Origin of the sequence: Miniphocaeibacter halophilus (genome assembly GCF_016458825.1) — a bacterium.
Classification (GTDB): Bacteria; Bacillota; Clostridia; order Tissierellales; family Peptoniphilaceae; genus Miniphocaeibacter; species Miniphocaeibacter halophilus.
The window spans coordinates 2,218,645-2,238,711 of sequence record NZ_CP066744.1; the positions used below are offsets into that span (position 1 = coordinate 2,218,645).

19 protein-coding genes and 1 pseudogene are annotated in these 20,067 nt (G+C 29.3%); 2 read left to right on the forward strand and 18 right to left on the reverse strand.

The window, feature by feature from the left end; genetic code table 11:
* Window positions 1–72: 72 nt before the first annotated feature.
* From yajC to JFY71_RS11155, 13 genes and pseudogenes are all read right to left on the reverse strand, one after another.
* Window positions 73–405, reverse strand: a complete 333-nt coding sequence (gene yajC / locus JFY71_RS11095) for a preprotein translocase subunit YajC (RefSeq protein WP_243660844.1) — start codon at window positions 403–405, stop codon at window positions 73–75.
* Between the two features lie 11 nt (window positions 406–416).
* Window positions 417–1,549: pseudogene (gene tgt, locus JFY71_RS11100) on the reverse strand (tRNA guanosine(34) transglycosylase Tgt).
* The gene (queA, locus tag JFY71_RS11105) at window positions 1,546–2,586 is read right to left on the reverse strand and encodes a tRNA preQ1(34) S-adenosylmethionine ribosyltransferase-isomerase QueA (protein WP_243660845.1); all 1,041 of its coding nucleotides are present in this window, start codon (window positions 2,584–2,586) and stop codon (window positions 1,546–1,548) included. The pseudogene tgt and the gene queA overlap by 4 nt, the downstream one beginning before the upstream one ends.
* Window positions 2,587–2,601: 15 nt before the next feature.
* Window positions 2,602–3,603 (reverse strand): Holliday junction branch migration DNA helicase RuvB, encoded by a 1,002-nt coding sequence (ruvB, locus tag JFY71_RS11110; protein ID WP_243660846.1) that lies wholly within the window; start codon window positions 3,601–3,603, stop codon window positions 2,602–2,604.
* A 4-nt stretch (window positions 3,604–3,607) separates the two neighbouring features.
* Entirely contained in the window at window positions 3,608–4,198 is a 591-nt protein-coding gene (gene ruvA / locus JFY71_RS11115; RefSeq protein ID WP_243660847.1) for a Holliday junction branch migration protein RuvA, read from the reverse strand.
* 5 nt (window positions 4,199–4,203) lie between these two features.
* Window positions 4,204–4,698 (reverse strand): crossover junction endodeoxyribonuclease RuvC, encoded by a 495-nt coding sequence (gene ruvC / locus JFY71_RS11120; protein WP_243660848.1) that lies wholly within the window; start codon window positions 4,696–4,698, stop codon window positions 4,204–4,206.
* Window positions 4,699–4,759: 61 nt separating this feature from the next.
* A complete protein-coding gene (locus tag JFY71_RS11125) occupies window positions 4,760–6,028 on the reverse strand; it encodes an amidohydrolase family protein (protein WP_243660849.1) in 1,269 nt (422 codons plus the stop codon).
* Window positions 6,029–6,148: 120 nt separating this feature from the next.
* Window positions 6,149–7,465, reverse strand: coding sequence for an ABC transporter permease (locus JFY71_RS11130; protein WP_243660850.1), 1,317 nt, complete (start codon window positions 7,463–7,465; stop codon window positions 6,149–6,151).
* Window positions 7,452–9,086, reverse strand: a complete 1,635-nt coding sequence (locus JFY71_RS11135; protein WP_243660851.1) for a COG1361 S-layer family protein — start codon at window positions 9,084–9,086, stop codon at window positions 7,452–7,454. Before JFY71_RS11135 ends, JFY71_RS11130 begins: the two co-directional genes overlap by 14 nt.
* Window positions 9,087–9,098: 12 nt before the next feature.
* Window positions 9,099–9,779 (reverse strand): ABC transporter ATP-binding protein, encoded by a 681-nt coding sequence (locus tag JFY71_RS11140; RefSeq protein WP_243660852.1) that lies wholly within the window; start codon window positions 9,777–9,779, stop codon window positions 9,099–9,101.
* A gap of 185 nt (window positions 9,780–9,964) precedes the next feature.
* Window positions 9,965–10,693, reverse strand: coding sequence for a hypothetical protein (locus tag JFY71_RS11145; RefSeq protein ID WP_243660853.1), 729 nt, complete (start codon window positions 10,691–10,693; stop codon window positions 9,965–9,967).
* Between the two features lie 21 nt (window positions 10,694–10,714).
* Window positions 10,715–11,371, reverse strand: coding sequence for a zinc dependent phospholipase C family protein (locus JFY71_RS11150; protein ID WP_338041891.1), 657 nt, complete (start codon window positions 11,369–11,371; stop codon window positions 10,715–10,717).
* Between the two features lie 55 nt (window positions 11,372–11,426).
* Complete coding sequence (locus tag JFY71_RS11155) at window positions 11,427–11,876, reverse strand: macro domain-containing protein (RefSeq protein WP_243660854.1); 450 nt, start codon at window positions 11,874–11,876, stop codon at window positions 11,427–11,429.
* Window positions 11,877–11,944: 68 nt separating this feature from the next.
* On the opposite strand from JFY71_RS11155, the gene sfsA reads away from it, so the two are divergent.
* Window positions 11,945–12,634, forward strand: a complete 690-nt coding sequence (sfsA, locus tag JFY71_RS11160) for a DNA/RNA nuclease SfsA (protein ID WP_243660855.1) — start codon at window positions 11,945–11,947, stop codon at window positions 12,632–12,634.
* Window positions 12,634–13,842 carry a nucleotidyltransferase gene (locus JFY71_RS11165; protein WP_243660856.1) on the forward strand — a complete coding sequence of 403 codons (1,209 nt, stop codon included), beginning with the start codon at window positions 12,634–12,636 and terminating at the stop codon, window positions 13,840–13,842. Before sfsA ends, JFY71_RS11165 begins: the two co-directional genes overlap by 1 nt.
* On the opposite strand, the gene map is transcribed toward JFY71_RS11165, so the two are convergent.
* The 5 genes from map to JFY71_RS11190 all read right to left on the reverse strand — a co-directional run bounded on the left by map (window position 13,833) and on the right by JFY71_RS11190 (window position 20,066).
* On the reverse strand, window positions 13,833–14,600 hold the full coding sequence (gene map / locus JFY71_RS11170; protein WP_243660857.1) for a type I methionyl aminopeptidase: 768 nt from the start codon (window positions 14,598–14,600) through the stop codon (window positions 13,833–13,835). The genes JFY71_RS11165 and map overlap by 10 nt on opposite strands.
* An 8-nt stretch (window positions 14,601–14,608) precedes the next feature.
* Window positions 14,609–16,006 (reverse strand): hemolysin family protein, encoded by a 1,398-nt coding sequence (locus JFY71_RS11175; protein ID WP_243660858.1) that lies wholly within the window; start codon window positions 16,004–16,006, stop codon window positions 14,609–14,611.
* A gap of 77 nt (window positions 16,007–16,083) precedes the next feature.
* Window positions 16,084–17,199: a sensor histidine kinase gene (locus JFY71_RS11180; protein ID WP_243660859.1), complete on the reverse strand. Its 1,116-nt coding sequence runs from the start codon at window positions 17,197–17,199 to the stop codon at window positions 16,084–16,086.
* Between the two features lie 82 nt (window positions 17,200–17,281).
* Window positions 17,282–17,956, reverse strand: coding sequence for a response regulator transcription factor (locus JFY71_RS11185; RefSeq protein ID WP_243660860.1), 675 nt, complete (start codon window positions 17,954–17,956; stop codon window positions 17,282–17,284).
* 100 nt (window positions 17,957–18,056) lie between these two features.
* Window positions 18,057–20,066 (reverse strand): sodium-translocating pyrophosphatase, encoded by a 2,010-nt coding sequence (locus JFY71_RS11190; RefSeq protein WP_243660861.1) that lies wholly within the window; start codon window positions 20,064–20,066, stop codon window positions 18,057–18,059.
* Window position 20,067 lies beyond the last annotated feature (1 nt).

Consider the following 20,067-nt stretch of genomic DNA (forward strand, 5'->3'; position numbering starts at 1 on the left):
TACTAGTTTATATATCCAAATAATATATAATTTTAAATATATGAGAATAAAATTCATTTAAATTAATGAATTTTATTCCTCATCTTCATCGTCTTCTTCTTCGTCCTCATCAATTTCATCTTCATCTGGTTCTGAAACTGGTTCGTCTTGAATAACAGTTCCAATTGCAGATTTAACAAATTCCATTCTTGTTTTTGCATTAGAGCTTTCAATTACAACATAATCATCACCTATTTTTAGAACTTTCCCTTTAATTCCACCAATGGTGATAATTTTATCTCCAACTTTTAATTTACTTCTCATTTCTCTAACTTCTTTATCTCTTTTTTGTTGCGGTCTTATCATTAAAAAGTACATGGCACCTATCATAACAACTAAAAAGATAATTGAACCCGTTCCTTGCATTTCTACCTCCATTAAATTTTATGGTAATTATAACCATATTTATCGTAAAATTCGTGTTTATACTCTAAGAATCTATCTTCTTTTATAGACTGACGAATTTTATCCATCATATTAATTAAAAATGATAAATTATGAATTGTCAATAGTCTTGCCCCTAAAATTTCATCAACATTTACTAAATGTCTAATATAGGCTCTACTGTAATTTTTACAGGTATAACAATTACATTCTTCATCTAAAGGCCTAAAATCCTTTGAATATTTTGCATTTCTCACTACTAATTTCCCATATGTTGTTAAAGCAGTTCCATTTCTTGCAATTCTTGTTGGAAGAACACAGTCTGCCATATCAATTCCTGCCTCGACTGCTTCAAACAAATAATCAGGTGTTCCCACCCCCATTAAATACCTTGGCTTGTCCTTTGGAAGAAATTGAATAGTATGGTTTAAATATTCAATCATCAATTCCCTTGGTTCCCCAACAGACAGTCCGCCTATTGCATAGCCCGGTAAGTCTATTTCTGCTGTAGCTTTTGCACTATATTCTCTTAAATCCTTAAACATTCCACCATTCCACCTTGAACAATTCCAAATAGAGATTGTTTGTCAGTATTTTTATGGTAGTCCTTACATCTTTGCAACCATCTTAAAGTTCTATGCATAGAATTTTCAATATATTCCTTACTAGCAGGATAGGGTGCACATTCATCAAAGGCCATCATAATATCGGAGCCTATATCATTTTGTATCTCCATGGATTTTTCAGGAGAAATAAAATGCTTTGAACCATCAATGTGAGAACGAAATTCAACACCTTCTTCTGTTATTTTTCTAATTGAATTAAGACTAAATACTTGAAAACCACCACTATCAGTAAGAATTGGACGGTCCCAATTCATAAATTTATGCAAGCCGCCAGCCTCTCTTAAAATCTCTTGACCAGGTCTTAAATACAAATGATAGGTATTGCCTAGTATAATTTGAGCATTAATATCATACAATTCATGAGAGGTCATGGTTTTTACAGTTCCTCTTGTTCCAACAGGCATAAATATTGGAGTTTCAATTCTACCATGAGGAGTGTCTATATAACCTAATCTTGCATTTGAATTACTGGATTCCTTTACTAATGTATAATTAATCATATATTTTCCTCTTTGTTTATTAACATTGCATCACCAAAACTAAAAAATCTATATTTTTCTTTTATTGCAAGCTTATATGCATTCATAATATTTTCTTTTGTTGAAAAAGCAGATACCAACATCATTAAAGTAGATTTAGGTAAATGGAAATTTGTAATTAAACTATCCACTACTTTAAATTTAAAACCCGGGTATATAAAAATATCGGTCCAGCCACTTGTAGCTGTAATTTTCCCATGTTCTTTTGCTACCGTTTCCAAAGTTCTTATGGAAGTAGTTCCTACAGCAACAATTTTAGACTTTTCTTCTATAGCTTTATTTATTATTTTTGAACTTTCGTCCGGAATATTATAATATTCAGAATGCATTATATGTTCTTCTACATCATCAACCTTTACAGGTCTAAATGTACCTAATCCAACATGTAATGTAATATAGGCTACTTTTATGCCTTTTTCTTTTATTTTCAAAAGTAGATCTTTTGTAAAATGTAGTCCAGCTGTTGGAGCTGCTGCAGATCCATTATGTTTTGAATAAACCGTTTGGTATCTTTCCTTATCTTTTAACTTTTCCTTAATATAGGGTGGAAGTGGCATTGTGCCAAGTTTATCTAAAATTTCTTCAAATATTCCATCATATATAAATTTTACAATTCGTGAACCATCTTCTTTAATATCCATTACTCTTCCTTTAAGAAGACCTTTTCCAAATTCAACTATTGTATCTATTTTCATTTTTTTCCCAGGTTTAACTAGACATTCCCAAGAATTATCTAGAGTTTTTTTTAGTAATAATACTTCTATTTTTTCATCTTTTCCTGGTCTATTTCCAAATAATCTTGCAGGAAGAACCCTTGTATCATTTAAGACAAGTACATCTCCCTTATTAAGATAATCTATTATATTATAAAAGTATTTATGCTCAATTTTTCCACTTTCTTTTCCCATGACCAACAATCTCGATTGGTCTCTATTCTCTATGGGAAATTGAGCAATTAATTCTTCATTTAAATCAAAATTAAAATCATCTGTCCTCAAAATTACACCTTTAAATTATTTTTTTACACCAAAATGCTCATATGCTTTTGATGTTACAATTCTTCCTCTTGAAGTTCTATTTATAAAACCTAATTGTAGTAAATAGGGTTCGTAAACATCCTCTATTGTAATTCTTTCTTCTCCTGTTGATGCTGCTATTGTATCAACTCCAACAGGTCCACCATTAAAATTATAAATTAAAGTTTTTATAATCTTCCTGTCTACACTGTCTAAACCCAAAGGATCTATTTCCAATAGATCTAAACCATCTCTGGCAGTATTCTTAATAATTTTCCCATCGGATTTTACTTGAGCAAAATCCCTTACTCTTTTTAGAAGTCTATTGGCAATTCTAGGAGTGCCCCTACTTCTTCTTGCAATTTCTAAAGCTCCTTCATCATCTATTTCCACATTTAAAAAAGAAGCTGATCTTTTTACAATATTAGCTAAATCCTCTACTTTATATAATTCCAAATTCAACATTACACCAAATCTGTCCCTTAATGGTGAAGTTAACTGTCCCGATCTTGTTGTTGCACCAATTAAGGTGAATTTCTCCAAATCAATTCTTAAAGATCTGGCTGATGGTCCTTTTCCTACTATAATATCCAAGGCATAATCCTCCATAGCAGGATAGAGTATTTCCTCAACAGTTCTATTAATTCTGTGTATTTCATCAATAAAAAGAACATCATCTTTTCCTAAATTAGTCAAAATACTGGCTAAATCACTAGGCTTTTCTATTGCAGGACCACTTGTTATCCTTAAATTAACACCCATTTCATTGGCAATTATATTTGCCAATGTGGTTTTCCCAAGTCCTGGAGGTCCATAAAGAAGAACATGATCAAGAGCCTCTTCACGTTCTTTTGCTGCTTTTATAAAAATATCTAATTTGTTTTTGGCTTTGTTTTGACCTATGTATTCTTTCATCCATTTAGGTCTTAAAGAAAATTCAATACCTTCATCTAATTTAGTGTAACTTCCACCAACAATTCTCTCATTAGCATCATTCATTTAATCACCTCTTATTTTCTAAGGTTTTCATAGCTAATTTAATTATTTCTTCCAACTGTAAATTATTATAATCCATTTTATTTATTACTTTTTCAACTTCATTTTTAACATAGCCTAAATTAACTAAAGCCTCTACTGCAAAATCCTTATCCATAGAAGGATTTTCTATTGTTTTCTCGTCTGGTGTAGTAAAATCTAAATCTATTTTATCCTTTAACTCAAGAATAATTCTACCTGCAGATTTTTTACCAATACCAGGTGCCTTAGTAAGATTGTCTAAATCGTTATTGTATATAGAATATTTCAAATCATTTACAGATAGGGTTGACAATAAACTTATTGCAGCTTTTGGTCCTATAGATGAAACTTTTGTAAGCTTTTTAAAAAACTCTAATTCTTCTTCACTACTAAAACCATACAGATATACTCCATCATCCCTTTGAATATATTCAGTATATATTTTATAGGTTTCATAGGTGTTTATTTCACTAATTGTACTTAAAGAAGAAAAAATTCTATAACCAATTCCGTTATTTTCCAAAATAATTTCTCCATCATAAATTGCCTTTACATCACCTATAATATATGCATACAATAAAATTACCTCATTTCATATAATTCTTTAAACTTACGACTAAATGAATGGCAAATTGCCACTGCTATTGCATCAGCAGCATCGTCCGGTTTTGGTATTTCACTAAGTCTTAAAATGGTTTTAATTGTTTCTTGCACCTGAATTTTTTCAGCTCTTCCATAGCCAACAATGGCTTGTTTAATCTGTAAAGGAGTATATTCGTATATTGGTAAACCCGCTTCTATACCTGCTAGAATCTCCACTCCTCTTGCCTGTGCGACATTAATAACCGTCTTGGCATTTTTATTAAAAAACAATTCTTCTATAGCCATTTCATCAGGCTTAAATTCTTCTATAATCGAAGACATTTCTTTCATAATAAAAGATAGCCTTTTGGGTACAGGACTTTTTGAAGAAGTAGTAATGCATCCATATTCTAACAATTTAATTGAACTTCCAACAACTTCTATTATTCCATAACCTATTATAGCTATCCCTGGATCTATACCTAAAATTATCAAACTAACACCTCATCTGATAATTTTATCATATATTAATTTATAAGTAAATTTTCATTATAGATTAAAAAGGTTTTTCAATTTTTATCCCATTCACATATCTTGCAATTATATTCTTACCATTTCCTAAGTATATAAATCTTTTTAATCGTTCATCTAAACTTCTATCATTTAAATCACTTAAATCACTATCGTCAATGACTAAAAAATCTGCATCATAATTTTCTTCTAAACTTCCAACATTACCAAAAAACTTTCCACTGCCCTTAGTAGCAAAATAAAAATAATCTAAAGTCGTTAAATAATTATATTTATTTTTATCATTTATCCATTTTAATTTTCCAAAGGTTTCAGCTTCTTTAATTACTTTACCTAAGAACAATTCATGTCCACCACTTAAATCGGAACAAAGTCCAATATTAACCCTGTTCTCTTTAAATTCATTAATAGGAGCTATTCCACTAGCAAGATTTCCATTTGAAACAGGTGCGTGAGCAACGGTAATATTATATTCTTTTAATTTTTTTATTTCTTCTTTATTAGACCAAACACAATGAGCCATTACTACTTTGTCTTTTCTTAATAAATTATATTTTTCATAAACATCAATATAATTTTCACAATCCGGATGTAGCTCCTTCACCCATTCTACTTCTCCAATATTTTCTGATAAATGGGATTGAATTTTTAAGTCATATTTTTTTGCAAGTTCTCCTAAGCCATACATTAATTTCTTAGAACAACTTGGAACAAATCTTGGTGTTATAATAGGCCTTATATTTTTTAACTTAGAAATTTCATTAATATAATCCTCAGTGTCAATTAAACTTTGTTCTGTTTCTTCTATATAATAATCCGGAGAGTTTTTATCCATATTTACTTTCCCAACATAGGCTTTTAACCCTGATCTACTAATCATTTTTGATAATAATATGTTGGAATCTTTAAAAATACTACCAAATATAATTGAACTTGTTGTACCATTTTCCCATAATTTATTAATTAAAGTGCTATAGGATTTTTCAGTATAATTTAAATCCCTATATTTTGCTTCTTCTGGAAAAGTATATTTTTCCAGCCAATCAAGTAATTCTAAGTCCGCACCTAAACCTAAATTATTTATTTGGGGAGCATGTAAATGTATGTCTACAAAGCCGGGTATTATTAATTTATTTCCAAAATCAACTATCTCAAGATTTTCATATTCTCTAGAAAGTACTTTATCAACAGAAACTATTACTCCATTTTCAACTACAAGGTAACCGTTTTTAATACTTGTTAATTCTCCCATTTTTTTAATAAAAACTATATTTCCCCTATATACCTTTTTCATTTTATCCACCACCGTCATATATAATACTTTATAAGAAAAATATATATGTAATAATTTAATAAATCAAGTTTTTTATAATATTTGTATAAAAAAAGAAGGCTATCACCTTCTCTTTATTGTCTATTGATTTCTTATTGCCTCAATTGCTGAGATTTTAGTTGCCCTTCTAGCCGGAATGTATCCAGAGAATAATCCTACCAAGGTTGAAAATAATACTCCTATAAAAGGCAACCAGAATGGTATATAGGAAACTAACGCTTTCTTTGTTTCATCCATGTAAAAAATTTCCTGATTTTGTACAGAACCAAAGGAATTTAGTAAAAAGGAAATAAAAAAGCTGAAAAATATGGAAATTATGCCCCCAATTAGTCCAATAAAGGTAGCTTCCATTAAAAACATATTTCTAATATCTTTAATTGATGCTCCTATTACCTTCATTACACCTATTTCTTTAGTTCTTTCATAGACGGACATTATCATAGTATTGGCAATTCCTATTGCAGCTACTATAAAGGCAACTGCTCCAACTATTAGAAACATCATTCTGGTGCTGTCTGTACTTTCCTTGATTTCATTATAAAAGTCGGCATTTGATTCAGCTATAAAACCTTCTGCCTTAATAGAGTTTTGAACCTCTAATAAATTTGCTCCATCCTCTATTTGAACCATAGCTAAGGAATAATTGTTTAAATCGGTTTTCATTTCCTTATTTATTGCATTTCTATTAACTTCAGTAGCCAGTTCTTTAAAATAATCCATACCAATTAAAAGCTGGTAACTATACATACTTCCTTCCGTACCAGTTAAGCCGGTAAAATTGATTTTGCTTTTTGATTTAACTTTAAAGTTCCCCTTTTCATCATACTCCAATAATCCAAAGTCAACTTTATCCTTAAGTAAATCGACTTCTATTGTTTCATAATTATTGCTAGAAGGGTTGTAGAAATTTTTACCAATTTCACTTCCGGCTAAAGCATCATATTTGCCGGTTGGTAAATGTCCTTGGGTAACTTTATAACCTATTTCTTCTATATGTTTAAAGTCCACTCCATAGACCATTCCTCCACCTACAAATTTACCTTTAGTTAATTGTGGAGCTTCTCCCCTAAACTCCATAAATGGTACTACTAATTTTACTCCGTCAATTTCTTGAATTTTATTTAATGTAAGACTATTTAATTTTACATTTTTAGTATTTATAGGTTTTTCTTCTTGAAATTGAGCATACATACTGTCTGAAGGATGGACGGTTATAACAGAAAGTCCTCCAATTTCTTCAAACATGGCTTCATTGTTTTTTGTTAAGGCAAAGCCCATACTAAGCATTATAATAATTGAGGTTGAACCTATTAGAACACCTATTATTGTAAGAATAGTTCTAACTTTTCTTCTCCATAAATTTTTTAATGAAGTTAATAAAAGATCAGTTATCTTCATTTTCCTTATTTCCTTTATTAATTAATTGAGTATTTTCAATATTATCGTTTTCGTTTTTTTCTTCAATATTTAAATTATCTAAATCGTCATCATCTATTATTAGTTCATCATCTAACTCTTTATTTTTTTTGTTGAGTCTAAATACTATAACTACTATTACTACAATAATTAAAACAATAATTATCCAAAAAATAGGATTTTTGAAAATTGATGGTTTCTTCTCCTCTTGTCCTATTAAACTTGGATCTTCTTCCATGTTTAATTCAATGGCATTTGCAGAAAACTCTTGCTCAAATTCATGTGGCTTTCCAGTCGAATCCTCATAAGAAATTATTAATTTTCCTTTAACCTCCCCTGCTTCAGTTGCAATTATCGGCGCAGAAAAACTTTCTGTACTACCTGGCTCAAAGTTGCCTACATAATAAGTATCTCCTTCAACATCAAAATTTCCAGACATTTTAATCATTAGATTATGAATAGGGGATTTTCCAGTATTATAAAACTCAACAGAAAAATCTGAAGGCATTCCAACTTCAGGATCCATAAAATTTATAGTACCTAGTTGAATTTTTGCCTCCTGGTAGACATTAATTCCCAAGGCTTCTTCTGATATTAATTCATTATTTTCAGAGTTATCATATTCTAAACGAACATTTAATTCATATGTATTTGGAGTAACGCTGTGAGGTGTTGTTAATTTCAAATTCTTACTTGCTCTTTTTCCAGCCCCTATTGATTCAATGTAGAAAGTGTTTGAACTATTTACCGGCATAAATACAGAGCCCGTTAAACTCGGTGTTGCACCACCTGGATTTTCTCCTCCTTCTTCTCCTGTACCAACTGTAGTTCCTCCTGAAGAATTTATTACAATTTTAATATTTCTTACTGCTTTCTTCTTGTTGGTATTATAAAATGAAAGATTTAAATCAAAATCCTCTCCTGCTTTTACAGGATTAGGAGAAATTGTATAATTATCTACTATTAATTTTGGCTTACCACCTTTTATTACTGTAGTTTCTGTACCTCCTCCACCGCCTCCATTAAAATCTCCACCAGTTGAAGATGATAAATTAGAAGCTTCTGGTACAATGTCTAAGCCTCCCGGGTAACTTACTTCCTCTATGTTAGCAACAGTTGGACTAGTAGGTGTATTATTGTTTGCTTCTTTATCTATTGTAGAATTCTCCACCTTTATATTAAAAAAGTAAGATTGGGTTATAGCACTATCTTTTTCATTTAAAAATGCAATAAGTCCTACTTTATGGCTACCTTCTTTTGCATCCTTTAAAACTTCCAGACTAATATCTAAATCTTTACTCTCTTTACCTTTAATACTTTTAATCCTATTTGCAGTATTATCACTTACTAATTTAAAGGATTTAGCACTTTCAGAATCCAGTTCAAATTTAATATTATTACCTTCATTTTCAGATTCGTTTACAAACCTTATCTTTATATTTATAATATCTCCTTGTTTAACGGCTGTTTGTTTAGAAAGAGATATTTCTTCCACTCCTAATTTTACTAGGTTTGAATTTTCTTCTGCTTTAACTATATTAGAAGAAAATACCACATTAAGCATAATAACTAAAGATAATAAAACACTTATAAGCTTTTTCATATATTTCCTCTCCTATTTTATATTTTCAATTGAACCATCTTTTAAGTAAATAGTTCGATGCCCATACTTGGCTATTTCCCCATCATGAGTAACTAAAATCATAGTTTGTTTATGTTCCTTTGTTAAATTGGTAATTAGATTCAAAATCTCCATAGAGGTTTTACTATCTAAATTCCCCGTTGGCTCATCAGCAAAAACGATTTTAGGGTTATCAATTAAAGCTCTAGCTATTGAAACTCTTTGTTGTTGACCTCCACTCATTTCACTTGGTTTATGGTTTAATCTTTTACCTAGGCCAACATCATTTAATATTTTAATAGATCTTTTCAACCTACTTTCTTTATCAACGCCCTTAAGCATTAAACTAAATTCCACATTCTCTAAAGCTGTCATAGAAGAAATTAAATTATAGGATTGAAATATAAATCCTATGTTCTTTTGTCGAAATTTTGTAATTTGTTTTTCATTTAATTTAGAAACTTCAATACCTCCTATTATAACCTTTCCTTTAGTTGGTTTTTCTAAACCCGCTAACAAATTTAGTAAAGTAGATTTTCCAGAACCGGAAGTACCTAATAGAGAAATGGTTTCATTCTTATATATATCTAAATTTACATTACGTAAAGCATATATTAATTCTTCCCCCATTTTATATACCTTATAAAGATTTCTAACTTCTATAATCTTATTCACAACAACCTCCTAACCCATATCTTTAATTATAATCTATATAAAATTTGCATATATTACAAAATACTTACAATATAGAATATATTACAAGGATTTCATTTTTATCATCTTAGTCATAATTGATTTAAATATTGTCGCATTCGCATATTAAGGTAAAAAAAAGAGTTGTTTAACAACTCTAATAATGACTAATTATATCTGCTTAAAACTTTATCATTAATTCCATACCATAAAGCTTCTTTGCATAAATATTTAATTGAACGTAAATAAGATCTTACTATTTTTTCGTAAAGTAATTCTAGCTCTTTTCTTGTTAAAAATCTTTCTTCAACAATATAAGTATTAATACCATCAAATTTAAATAAAAGTTGTTTATCTAAATATTTATTTAAAGAAAACACATTATCCTTTATAACACTATCACAATATTTTGTTATTAATTCTTTCAAATACTTTTCAAAAACAATATAATCCTTTATATTGTAAGCAATATGTTTTTTTAAATCCTTAATCTCTTTGTTCTTATAATTGTGAAATAATTTTCGTCTATTTTTCAAACTTTCAGCTGGTATCTTAGATAAAACGAAATTTTCAAAGGCATTTACTGCATTTAAATCATCATATCCTATTCTGTAAGCTTCTAAATATACAGCAAATTCCATTCTTGAAAGATCTTCATTTAGAATTTTCATCGAAGCAGATGTTATTTCTTCAACATCCTCTCTTTCTTTAAAAAAATTACTTATAGTTCTTAATATTTTTTTTGTGCAGCTGTACTTAGGCTTTAATGTATTACACTTGTAATCATTTTCAATAATAGATAATAATAAATATAAAGAGTCTATATCATCTTGATATAAGAAATTAGCTTTAAGTTCTTCTTTTAAAAAATTATCTCTTTTTTTTTCAAGATGCATATTTCCTCCCCAAATTTAAAATTAAAATACAAAAGAATACTTCATGGAAGTTTCAAGACTTAATTCATTTACAACATCAAATATGAAATAAGAAATATTAGTACTTAAATTTAAAGCAAAATCTAAATCTCTTTCGTATGATTGTTCTAATGAATATTCATCTATTACCTTATTTATATATTCCTTTACTAATTTTTTTAAATGAATTGTTTCACATTCATATAAAGATATACTCTCTGTAGAGATAACATTCTTTGTAAAAACATGATTTTTAACAACTTCATTTAATTCTTTTTCATAATTTACATGCTTTTTAAAAGCCTCATTAAATGTCCAATTTTCCTTATGTGGTAAACATACATAATCAGACAAAAAGTGACTTATAACCCCAATTTTTATACTAATAATCTTCTTTTTAAAATTATCTAAACTCTTTAAATTAAAAAATCTACATATATATATTAAATTAACTATTTCGTTAACTAAAAATGCTTCACTGTCCTCTTTGTAATGACGATAAATTTTATACTTAGGTAAAATATCTGGCGATATTGCCCCCCACATCATTCTCTTTTCATTTAATGATATTTGGTAATTATCATTTATTTCCTTACAAAGATTTTTCGCAATTATTGCGTGTGCTTCTGGAAAAATTATATAACACCCTCTCTTATTGATTTAGCAAAATTTCCTCAAATCACTATTCAAATCTTACCAAAATACTACATAAAAGTCAATTGATTTCCTTGCTCATGTATATAGTATAATCATTATATTTCATGTCAGTTGAACGAACAATATTATTTAAAAGTCGTATATAATTATCGCCATAAATAGTTTGCATATACAATACATCAATAGCAAAAGATGATATTTTATACTCTTCTGCCAATATAAATAATTTATTGAATAAACTTTTAAACAATTCTATTTCAACTTTATTTTCAATTTTTTCTGGTAAAACAGATAGGAAAACATAATTTTGTTTCAAATTATATCCTGGAATGATTTTTACCTCACCAGTTGGACAACCATTTAATTTTTGAATGGTTTCAAGAATTCTTTCTCCGGCATTTTCAATTAATTCGTTGCTTTTTTCACCAATTAAAGTATTGTCTGTAAAATACACAATACTTTCTGCATTAACATCAAAAATATTATCATTTGTAAATCTAATATCCATAATAAATTCCTTTCTTATGAGTGTTTTAGTATATAATATAATTTGAATAAAATCAATAAGGAGTAATAATGTATAACGAAATTATAGAAGGTATTTTTATAAAAAGAGTAAACAGATTCATAGCCGAAGTATTAATTGATAATAAAATAGAAAAAGTTCATGTAAAAAATACTGGCAGATGTAGGGAACTTTTTATTGAAGGCAAAAAATGCTACTTAGAAAAATCCAATAATTCAAATAGGAAAACTAAATATTCTCTAATATCCATTTATAAAAATGATTTACTTATAAATATAGATTCCCAAATCCCAAATAAAGTCGTATATGATAGTATAGTAGATAAAAAAATTCTATCTGAATTAAATCCTACTAATGTTGTTAGAGAAAAACAATATAAAAATAGTAGATTTGATATTAAATTTCATAGTGAAAGTTTAAAAAAAGATTTTTATTTAGAGGTTAAAGGTGTTACATTGGAAAATAAGGGTGTTGCTATGTTTCCTGATGCTCCTACAGAAAGAGGCAGTAAACATATTTTGGAATTAATAGATGCAAGGAAAAATGGATATGGTGCAATTATTGTTTTTTTAATTCAATTTAGCAATGCTAAATTATTTAAACCAAATAGCCCTATGGATCCAAACTTCAGTAATAATCTTGAAAATGCTTCTAAGAGTAATGTAAGGATTCTGGCTTATGATTCAATTGTTACAAGGGATAATATTAGGATTAATAAGGAAATTAAGGTACAAATATAATGAAAACAATAGCTATAATATCTGAGTATAATCCTCTTCATACAGGACATTTATATCAAATCGCTAAAATAAAAGAAAAATTTCCTCAATCTAGAATTCTAGCAATAATGTCTGGTAATTTTGTTCAAAGAGGAGAACCTGCGATTTTTGAAAAATTTTTAAGAACAAAATACGCAATTGAAAACGGTATTGATTTAGTAGTGCAACTTCCTACTATTTATTCCCTTCAATCAGCTGAAAATTTCGCACTAGGTGGAGTAAAAATAATAAAGGCGATAAATTGTATAGACTATATTTCCTTTGGTGTAGAAAGTGAAAATATTAGTGAATTATATGAAATAGCTAAAACTCAAGTTAATAAGGCTAAAGAATTGTCACTACTAATAGAAAGATTTATGTTAACGGGTAAAAGCTATGCTGCCTCTTATAAGGATGCAACTATTTCCCTGCTTGATTATAAGGTAGATGAAAATATTTTTTTATCTAACAATATTCTAGCTTTAGAATATATTAAATCAATTTTGAAATTAAATCTAAATATTGAGTTGTTACCGGTTCTTCGACAGGGAAATAACTATTTAGAAGAAAATTTAACAGATTCGAATTTTAACTCAGCTACTTCCATTAGAAATAATATTCTTAAGGGAAATATAGATGAAGTTTTAAACTTTATCCCATATTTAGCAAAGTCTGACTTAAAAAATTATCATAGATTTACAAGCTTAGAAGATTATTTTGAATTATTAAAATATAATATTTTAATTACAAAAAAAGATTTTTATAATATTACCGGATATGAAGAAGGTTTAGATAATCTCTTTTTCAAAAATATTATTAAATCGAAAAACATGAATGAATTTATTGATTATTCCATTAGTAAAAGATATAAAAAAGGTAGAATCCAAAGATTTATTCTTAACTATCTTCTAAATATTGAAAAGAAATTTATAGATAATAGTATAAATACCCCTGTTAAATTTATAAAAGTACTGGGCTTAAATAATAATGGAAAATCTATTTTGAAATCTATTAAGAAATCATCAAATTTAAATATAGTCACTAAGAACAAAGACTTTATTTTAAATGATAGTTTAAGCAAGTCTCAGTTTGATTTAGAAATTACATCAACAGATCTTTATAATATAAAAAATCAACTATCTACTAGGGAATTACAAAAAAAAGTATATATAAAAGAGGATTATAAATAATCCTCTTCTCCCTTTTGTTTTGTAAGTATAATTGGTCCTTCCGCAGTTATAGCTAGTGTATGTTCATATTGACAAGATAATCCTCCATCTATAGTTCTAGCTGTCCAATTATTATCATCGATTACACTCTTCCATTTTCCAGTATTTATCATTGGTTCAATAGTTATAACCATTCCTTCTTCCAGCCTAATACCCCTACCAGGCTTTCCAAAATGCGGAACCATTGGATCTTCGTGCATATCCTTACCTATTCCATGTCCGGTAAACTCCCTTACAACAGAATATCCCTTGCCTTCAGCATGCTCTTGTATTGCATGACCAATATCTCCCAATCTATTGCCGATAATTGCTTTTTCTATACCAATGTAAAGACATTCTTTTGTCGTTTTCATTAAATCCATTACTTTTTCACTGGCTTCTCCAACATGGTAACTCCACGCTGAATCCCCCATGAATCCATCATATTCTACAACTGTATCAACTGTAATTAAATCCCCTGCTTTTAATATATACTCTGTTGGAAATCCATGACAGATTTCATCATTTACAGAAGTACAAGTAGCGTAGGGAAAACCATGGTAACCAATTTGAACAGGCTTTCCACCTGATTTTCTTATATGGTTTTCACAAAATTCATTTACTTCAAGTGTAGAAATTCCAGGTTTAATATAATCTCTTAATGCTTCATGCATAGTAGCTACAATATTTCCAGCTTTTTTCATTCTTTCAATATCATTTTTACTTTTTATATATATCATTACTACTCCTAATTATTGTCTGTAAAAAAGCTCCTAGTAATACTAAGAGCTCTCTTTCTTATCTTCTTCGTCTTCTTTTTTTCTTCACCATAGTCTTCTGGAATAACAATATTAACATATTGAATTCTTTTATCCTTTACTTCTTCAATTTTGAAACAAATTTCATCTATTGTAAGATTATATGTTTCTCCATCATTAGGAATAAATCCCATATTGAATATTAACAATCCACCTAGGGTATCATAGTCTTCTGTATCTTCATCAAATTTAGATCCTATTTTTGAATTTAATTCCTTAATGGAAATAGAACCTTTAGCATGAAATGTTAATGGATTTATTATTTTAAAGTCCGGTTCATCATGGTCATATTCATCATCAATATCACCAACTATTTCTTCAATAAGGTCTTCCATTGTTACTATACCAGAGAATCCGCCATACTCATCAATTAAAATAGCCATATGCATTTTGCCTTCCTGTAGTTCTAAAAATAAATCATTTATATTTTTTCTTTCAGGAACAAAATACGGTGGTCTAATTATTTTTCTAATATCTATATTTTCAAAGCCATTTTCAAAAGCTTCTTTTAAAAAATCTTTAATATATAAGATACCAATAATATTATCGATATCATCTTCATATACTGGAATTCTACTATATTTTAATTCCATCATTTTGCTAGCATATTCATCTATTTCACTATCAACATTTATCATAAAAACTTCAGTACGTGCTGTCATAATATCTTCTGCTAGCTTATCATCAAATCCTATGACACTATCGATCATTTCACGTTCTACAGGGTTAATAACCCCTTGCTCTTGACCTACTTCTACTAAAGATTTTATTTCCTCAAGGGTTACCTTTTCTTCAACCCCCTCAGCTTTTTGTCCTAATAATCTTAAAACACCGTTCGTTGTTAGTGATAATAACCAAACAAAAGGTTTCATTAACTTAGCTACTAAACTTACTACAGGTATTGCAAATAGAGAAAATTTCAATGAATTTTGTAACGCTATTCGCTTTGGCACTAATTCACCAAAAACTAGGTTGAAAAAGGCTAATATTATAGTTACTAAAGCAAATGATATTTTCCCACCATAAGGTACTCCAATATCAGATAAAAACTTTCCTAAATCTCCTGATAGTCCCGTAGCTCCAAATCCTGCTGAGAAGAAACCTGCTAAAGTTATACCTACCTGTATTGTAGATAAAAACCTGGACGGTTCTTTTAAAAGGTTTAATAAAGTAGCCGCCTTTCTATTTCCTTCCTCTGCTAAATTTGATATTTTTTTTCTATCTACTGACACCATTGCCATTTCTGACGCAGCAAAAAAAGCATTTAGTGTAGTTAATAAAACTAAAATAAGTATTTGTATCGAGACCTCGGGTCCAGTATCTTCCATATATATAATTCCTCCTAATAATTCTAATAAATTGTATATACATAAATATAACACAAAATATAAGTAAAAAAAAGAGTTTAAACATTTAATTCTACAATAAATGTATTTCCTATGTCCTTATAGGGCTCCCAACTTATTTTACCCTTATGATTATCTACTATATTTTTAGCTATTGCAAGTCCTAATCCGTAGCCGCCTTCTGAGTTACGCATACGTGATTCAGACTCTCTTACAAAACGTTCAAAAATTTTATCCGCATTTTTTTCATCAATTATATTGCCAATTGAAGAAATTTTAAAAATTATCTTCTTATCATTTTTGTTTAACTGTATTTCTATTTCATTTCCCGTATCTGAATATTTACAAGCATTATCTACTAAAATTATTAAAAGTCTTTTTAATTGCTGTCTGTCCCCACTATAGATGATATCTTCTTCAAAGTTGTCGTATTCAATTGTAAGACCTTTTTCAAAAGCTATTGATTCAAATGTTAGAATTACCTCTTCTACAAGTTCTGAAAAATTCACTTCTGAATAATGTAAATTGGACTGTTCAACATCACCTTTTGCTAAGTACAGCATCTCTTCAACTAAATCCTTCATTCTCACAGCTTCATCATTTGTATTGTTAACCCACTTGGTTTGCTCATCTGTTAAATTATTATATCTTTTTAAAATTTTTAAATTCGCAAGTATAACAGTTAAAGGGGTCTTTAATTCATGAGAGGCATCTGCTATGAACTGCCTTTGCATATACCAAGCCTTTTCAACAGGTTCCAATGCCCAGGAAGCCAAGTATTTTGCAATAAAAAATATGAAAACAAAAGCCGTAATAAATGCTGTTGTAAGCATTTTAGCTATTAAGGTTAAAGTATTAATATCCTCATTTACAACTGTATAGGAAACATAATTGTCAATTTTAAAAAATCTTATTTGGTTAATCCCTACTTTAATTGAACCGGCATCCGAATTTTGTTTTTCAATTTTTTCTAAAATTGAAATTGTCATTTTTTCATCTTGTAATAAGTTAGCATCGGTATTAATAGGTCTATAATAGTTTCCTTCTTTTAAATAAACAAATACATAATTATTTCTTTCAATTCTTTCTTCAAAGGAATAATCTACTCCCATGACACTATCCATAGTTGTGTTTTTTAGTCTATTATCTATATCATCATTTAAAAATCTATACATAAAAACATAAAATCCTATTAAAATAGCTAATAACACGAAAGAAACTAATGACATGGTTATAATTATAAATTTCCTTTTTAATTTAACCAGCATATTCAAGTTTATAACCCAACTTTCTTAAAGTTACAATACTTACCTTACTTTTTATAAATTTCAACTTCTTTCTTAAAAAAGAAATATAAACTTCAACATTATTATCTTCAGCATCGGAATCATATCCCCAAATTTTTGATATTAACTCATCTTTTGTAACAACAATATTAATATTGCTCATTAATAATTTCATTATTTCAAATTCTTTTGCAGTTAAATTAATAGATTTTTCTGCAGTTGATATATTATAATTGGATAAATCTAATTTTAAATCCTCAAATTCAATATTATTAATATATACTTGTCCTTGTCGTCTTGTAATAGATCTGATTCTAGCTAAAAGTTCTTCAATATCAAAAGGTTTGGTCATATAGTCATCTGCCCCATAATCTAAACCTTCAACCTTGTTAGAAATTTCATCCTTTGCCGTTAACATAAGAATTGGAGTTGAGATTTTTGCCTTTCTTAATTCCTTAAGAATTGTAAAACCATCAATTCCAGGTAGCATTACATCCAATATTATACAATCATATATATCTGATAAACCATAATCCAATCCTTCATCGCCATTATGGACAACATCAACATCATATTTTTCGGACTTTAAAATTTCTGAAATAGCTTCAGATAATCTTACTTCATCCTCTACAATTAGTACTCTCATAAGTCCCACCTCATATACTATAATAGCAGATTATACTTAAATTTACCCTAAAAAAAGATGCTAATCGCTTAGCATCTTAACATCTTAGTATATTTAAATATTATTTAAATAAAAATCCACCGTATTGGAAAATTAATGGTGCAAATACCAATGAAACTACTGTCATAAGTTTTATTAAGATATTTAATGAAGGTCCTGAAGTATCTTTAAATGGGTCTCCTACTGTATCACCATTTACTGCTGCTTTATGAGCTTCTGAACCCTTTCCACCATGGTGTCCTTCTTCAATATACTTTTTAGCATTATCCCATGCACCACCGGCATTTGACATGAATATAGCCATTAAAACACCTGTTACTAATGCTCCGGCTAGTAATCCACCTAATGATTCAGGTCCTAATAAAAGTCCAATTAATACTGGAACAATTACTGCTAATAAACCAGGAACAATCATTTCTTTTAAAGCTGCTGAAGTAGATATGTCAACACATTTCTTATAATCAGGTTGAGCTTTTCCTTCCATTATTCCAGGTATTTCTTTAAATTGTCTTCTAACTTCAATAATCATATCATTAGCTGCTTTACCTACTGCATCCATAGTTAAGGCTGAGAATAGGAAAGGCAACATTCCACCAATAAACATACCTGCAACTACTGTTGGCTCAGAAACGTCTATTGAATCTAATTTAACAACTTGATTATATGAAGCAAATAAAGCCAATGCTGTTAAAGCTGCTGATCCTATAGCAAATCCCTTACCTATAGCTGCTGTTGTATTTCCAACAGAGTCCAATTTATCTGTAATATTTCTAACATCTTCCGGTAAGTTTGCCATTTCAGCAATACCACCAGCATTATCTGAAATAGGTCCATAAGCATCTACTGCTATTGTCATACCACAAGTTGATAACATTCCTATTGCTGCAATTGCAATACCATATAAGCCTTCAGTAGCATTTGTTGCTCCACCTACACCAAGATAGGCTCCTATAATACCAATTGCAATAATGATTATAGGTGCTGCTGTTGACATCATTCCAACTGCTAAACCTGAAATTATATTTGTTGCTGTTCCAGTTTCAGATTCTTGAGCAATTTTTTGAACAGGTTTTTTATCAGCAGAAGTATAATATTCAGTGAATTGTGAAATTAAAAGTCCTACTACAATTCCTATTGCTACTGCTATAAATGGTCTTAAACCATCTAAAATATAGTATGATAATACTGCTGAACCTGCAATTGCTAAGATTGCACTTACAAAAGTACCCATATTTAAAGATTTTTGTGGGTCCTTATCTCCTCTAACAGAAAGTACTCCTATTATTGAAGCTAAAACTCCCACAGCTGCTACTCCTAAAGAGTAATAAATACCTTTGTCACCAAATGCAGCTAATCCTAAAGTAATTCCTGACAAAATAGATCCTACATAGGATTCGAATAAGTCAGCTCCCATACCTGCAACGTCCCCAACATTATCTCCAACATTATCAGCTATAACTGCCGGGTTTCTTGGATCGTCTTCCGGTATTCCCGCTTCTACTTTACCTACTAAATCCGCTCCTACGTCAGCTGCTTTGGTGTAAATACCTCCACCAACTCTTGCAAATAACGCTATTGCAGAAGCACCAAAACTAAATCCTGTAACTATATTTGCATCATCAAATATTAAATATGTAAGTGTTATACCTACAATACCTAAACCAACAACACACATTCCCATTACAGCTCCACCGGAAAATGCTATATTTAAAGCCTTAGCCATACCACTTTCCATTGCTGCATTTGTAGTTCTTACATTTGCCTTAGTAGCCGCCTTCATACCTATTAAGCCTGCTAGCATTGATAAAATACCACCAAAAATAAAAGCTACTGCTGTTTGCCATGTAAGAGCTATTCCTAAAATAATTGCTACAACTACTAAAAACATTATAATTGCTTTGTTTTGTCTTCCTAAGTAAGCCATTGCTCCTTCTGAAATAAAAGAAGATAATTCTTTCATTCTTTCATTTCCTTCAGGTTCATTATTAATTGAGCTCATTTTTGCAAAAGCAAAAATTAACGCTAATATTCCTGAACCTATTGCAATGTACCCAAAAATACTTGGTTCCATA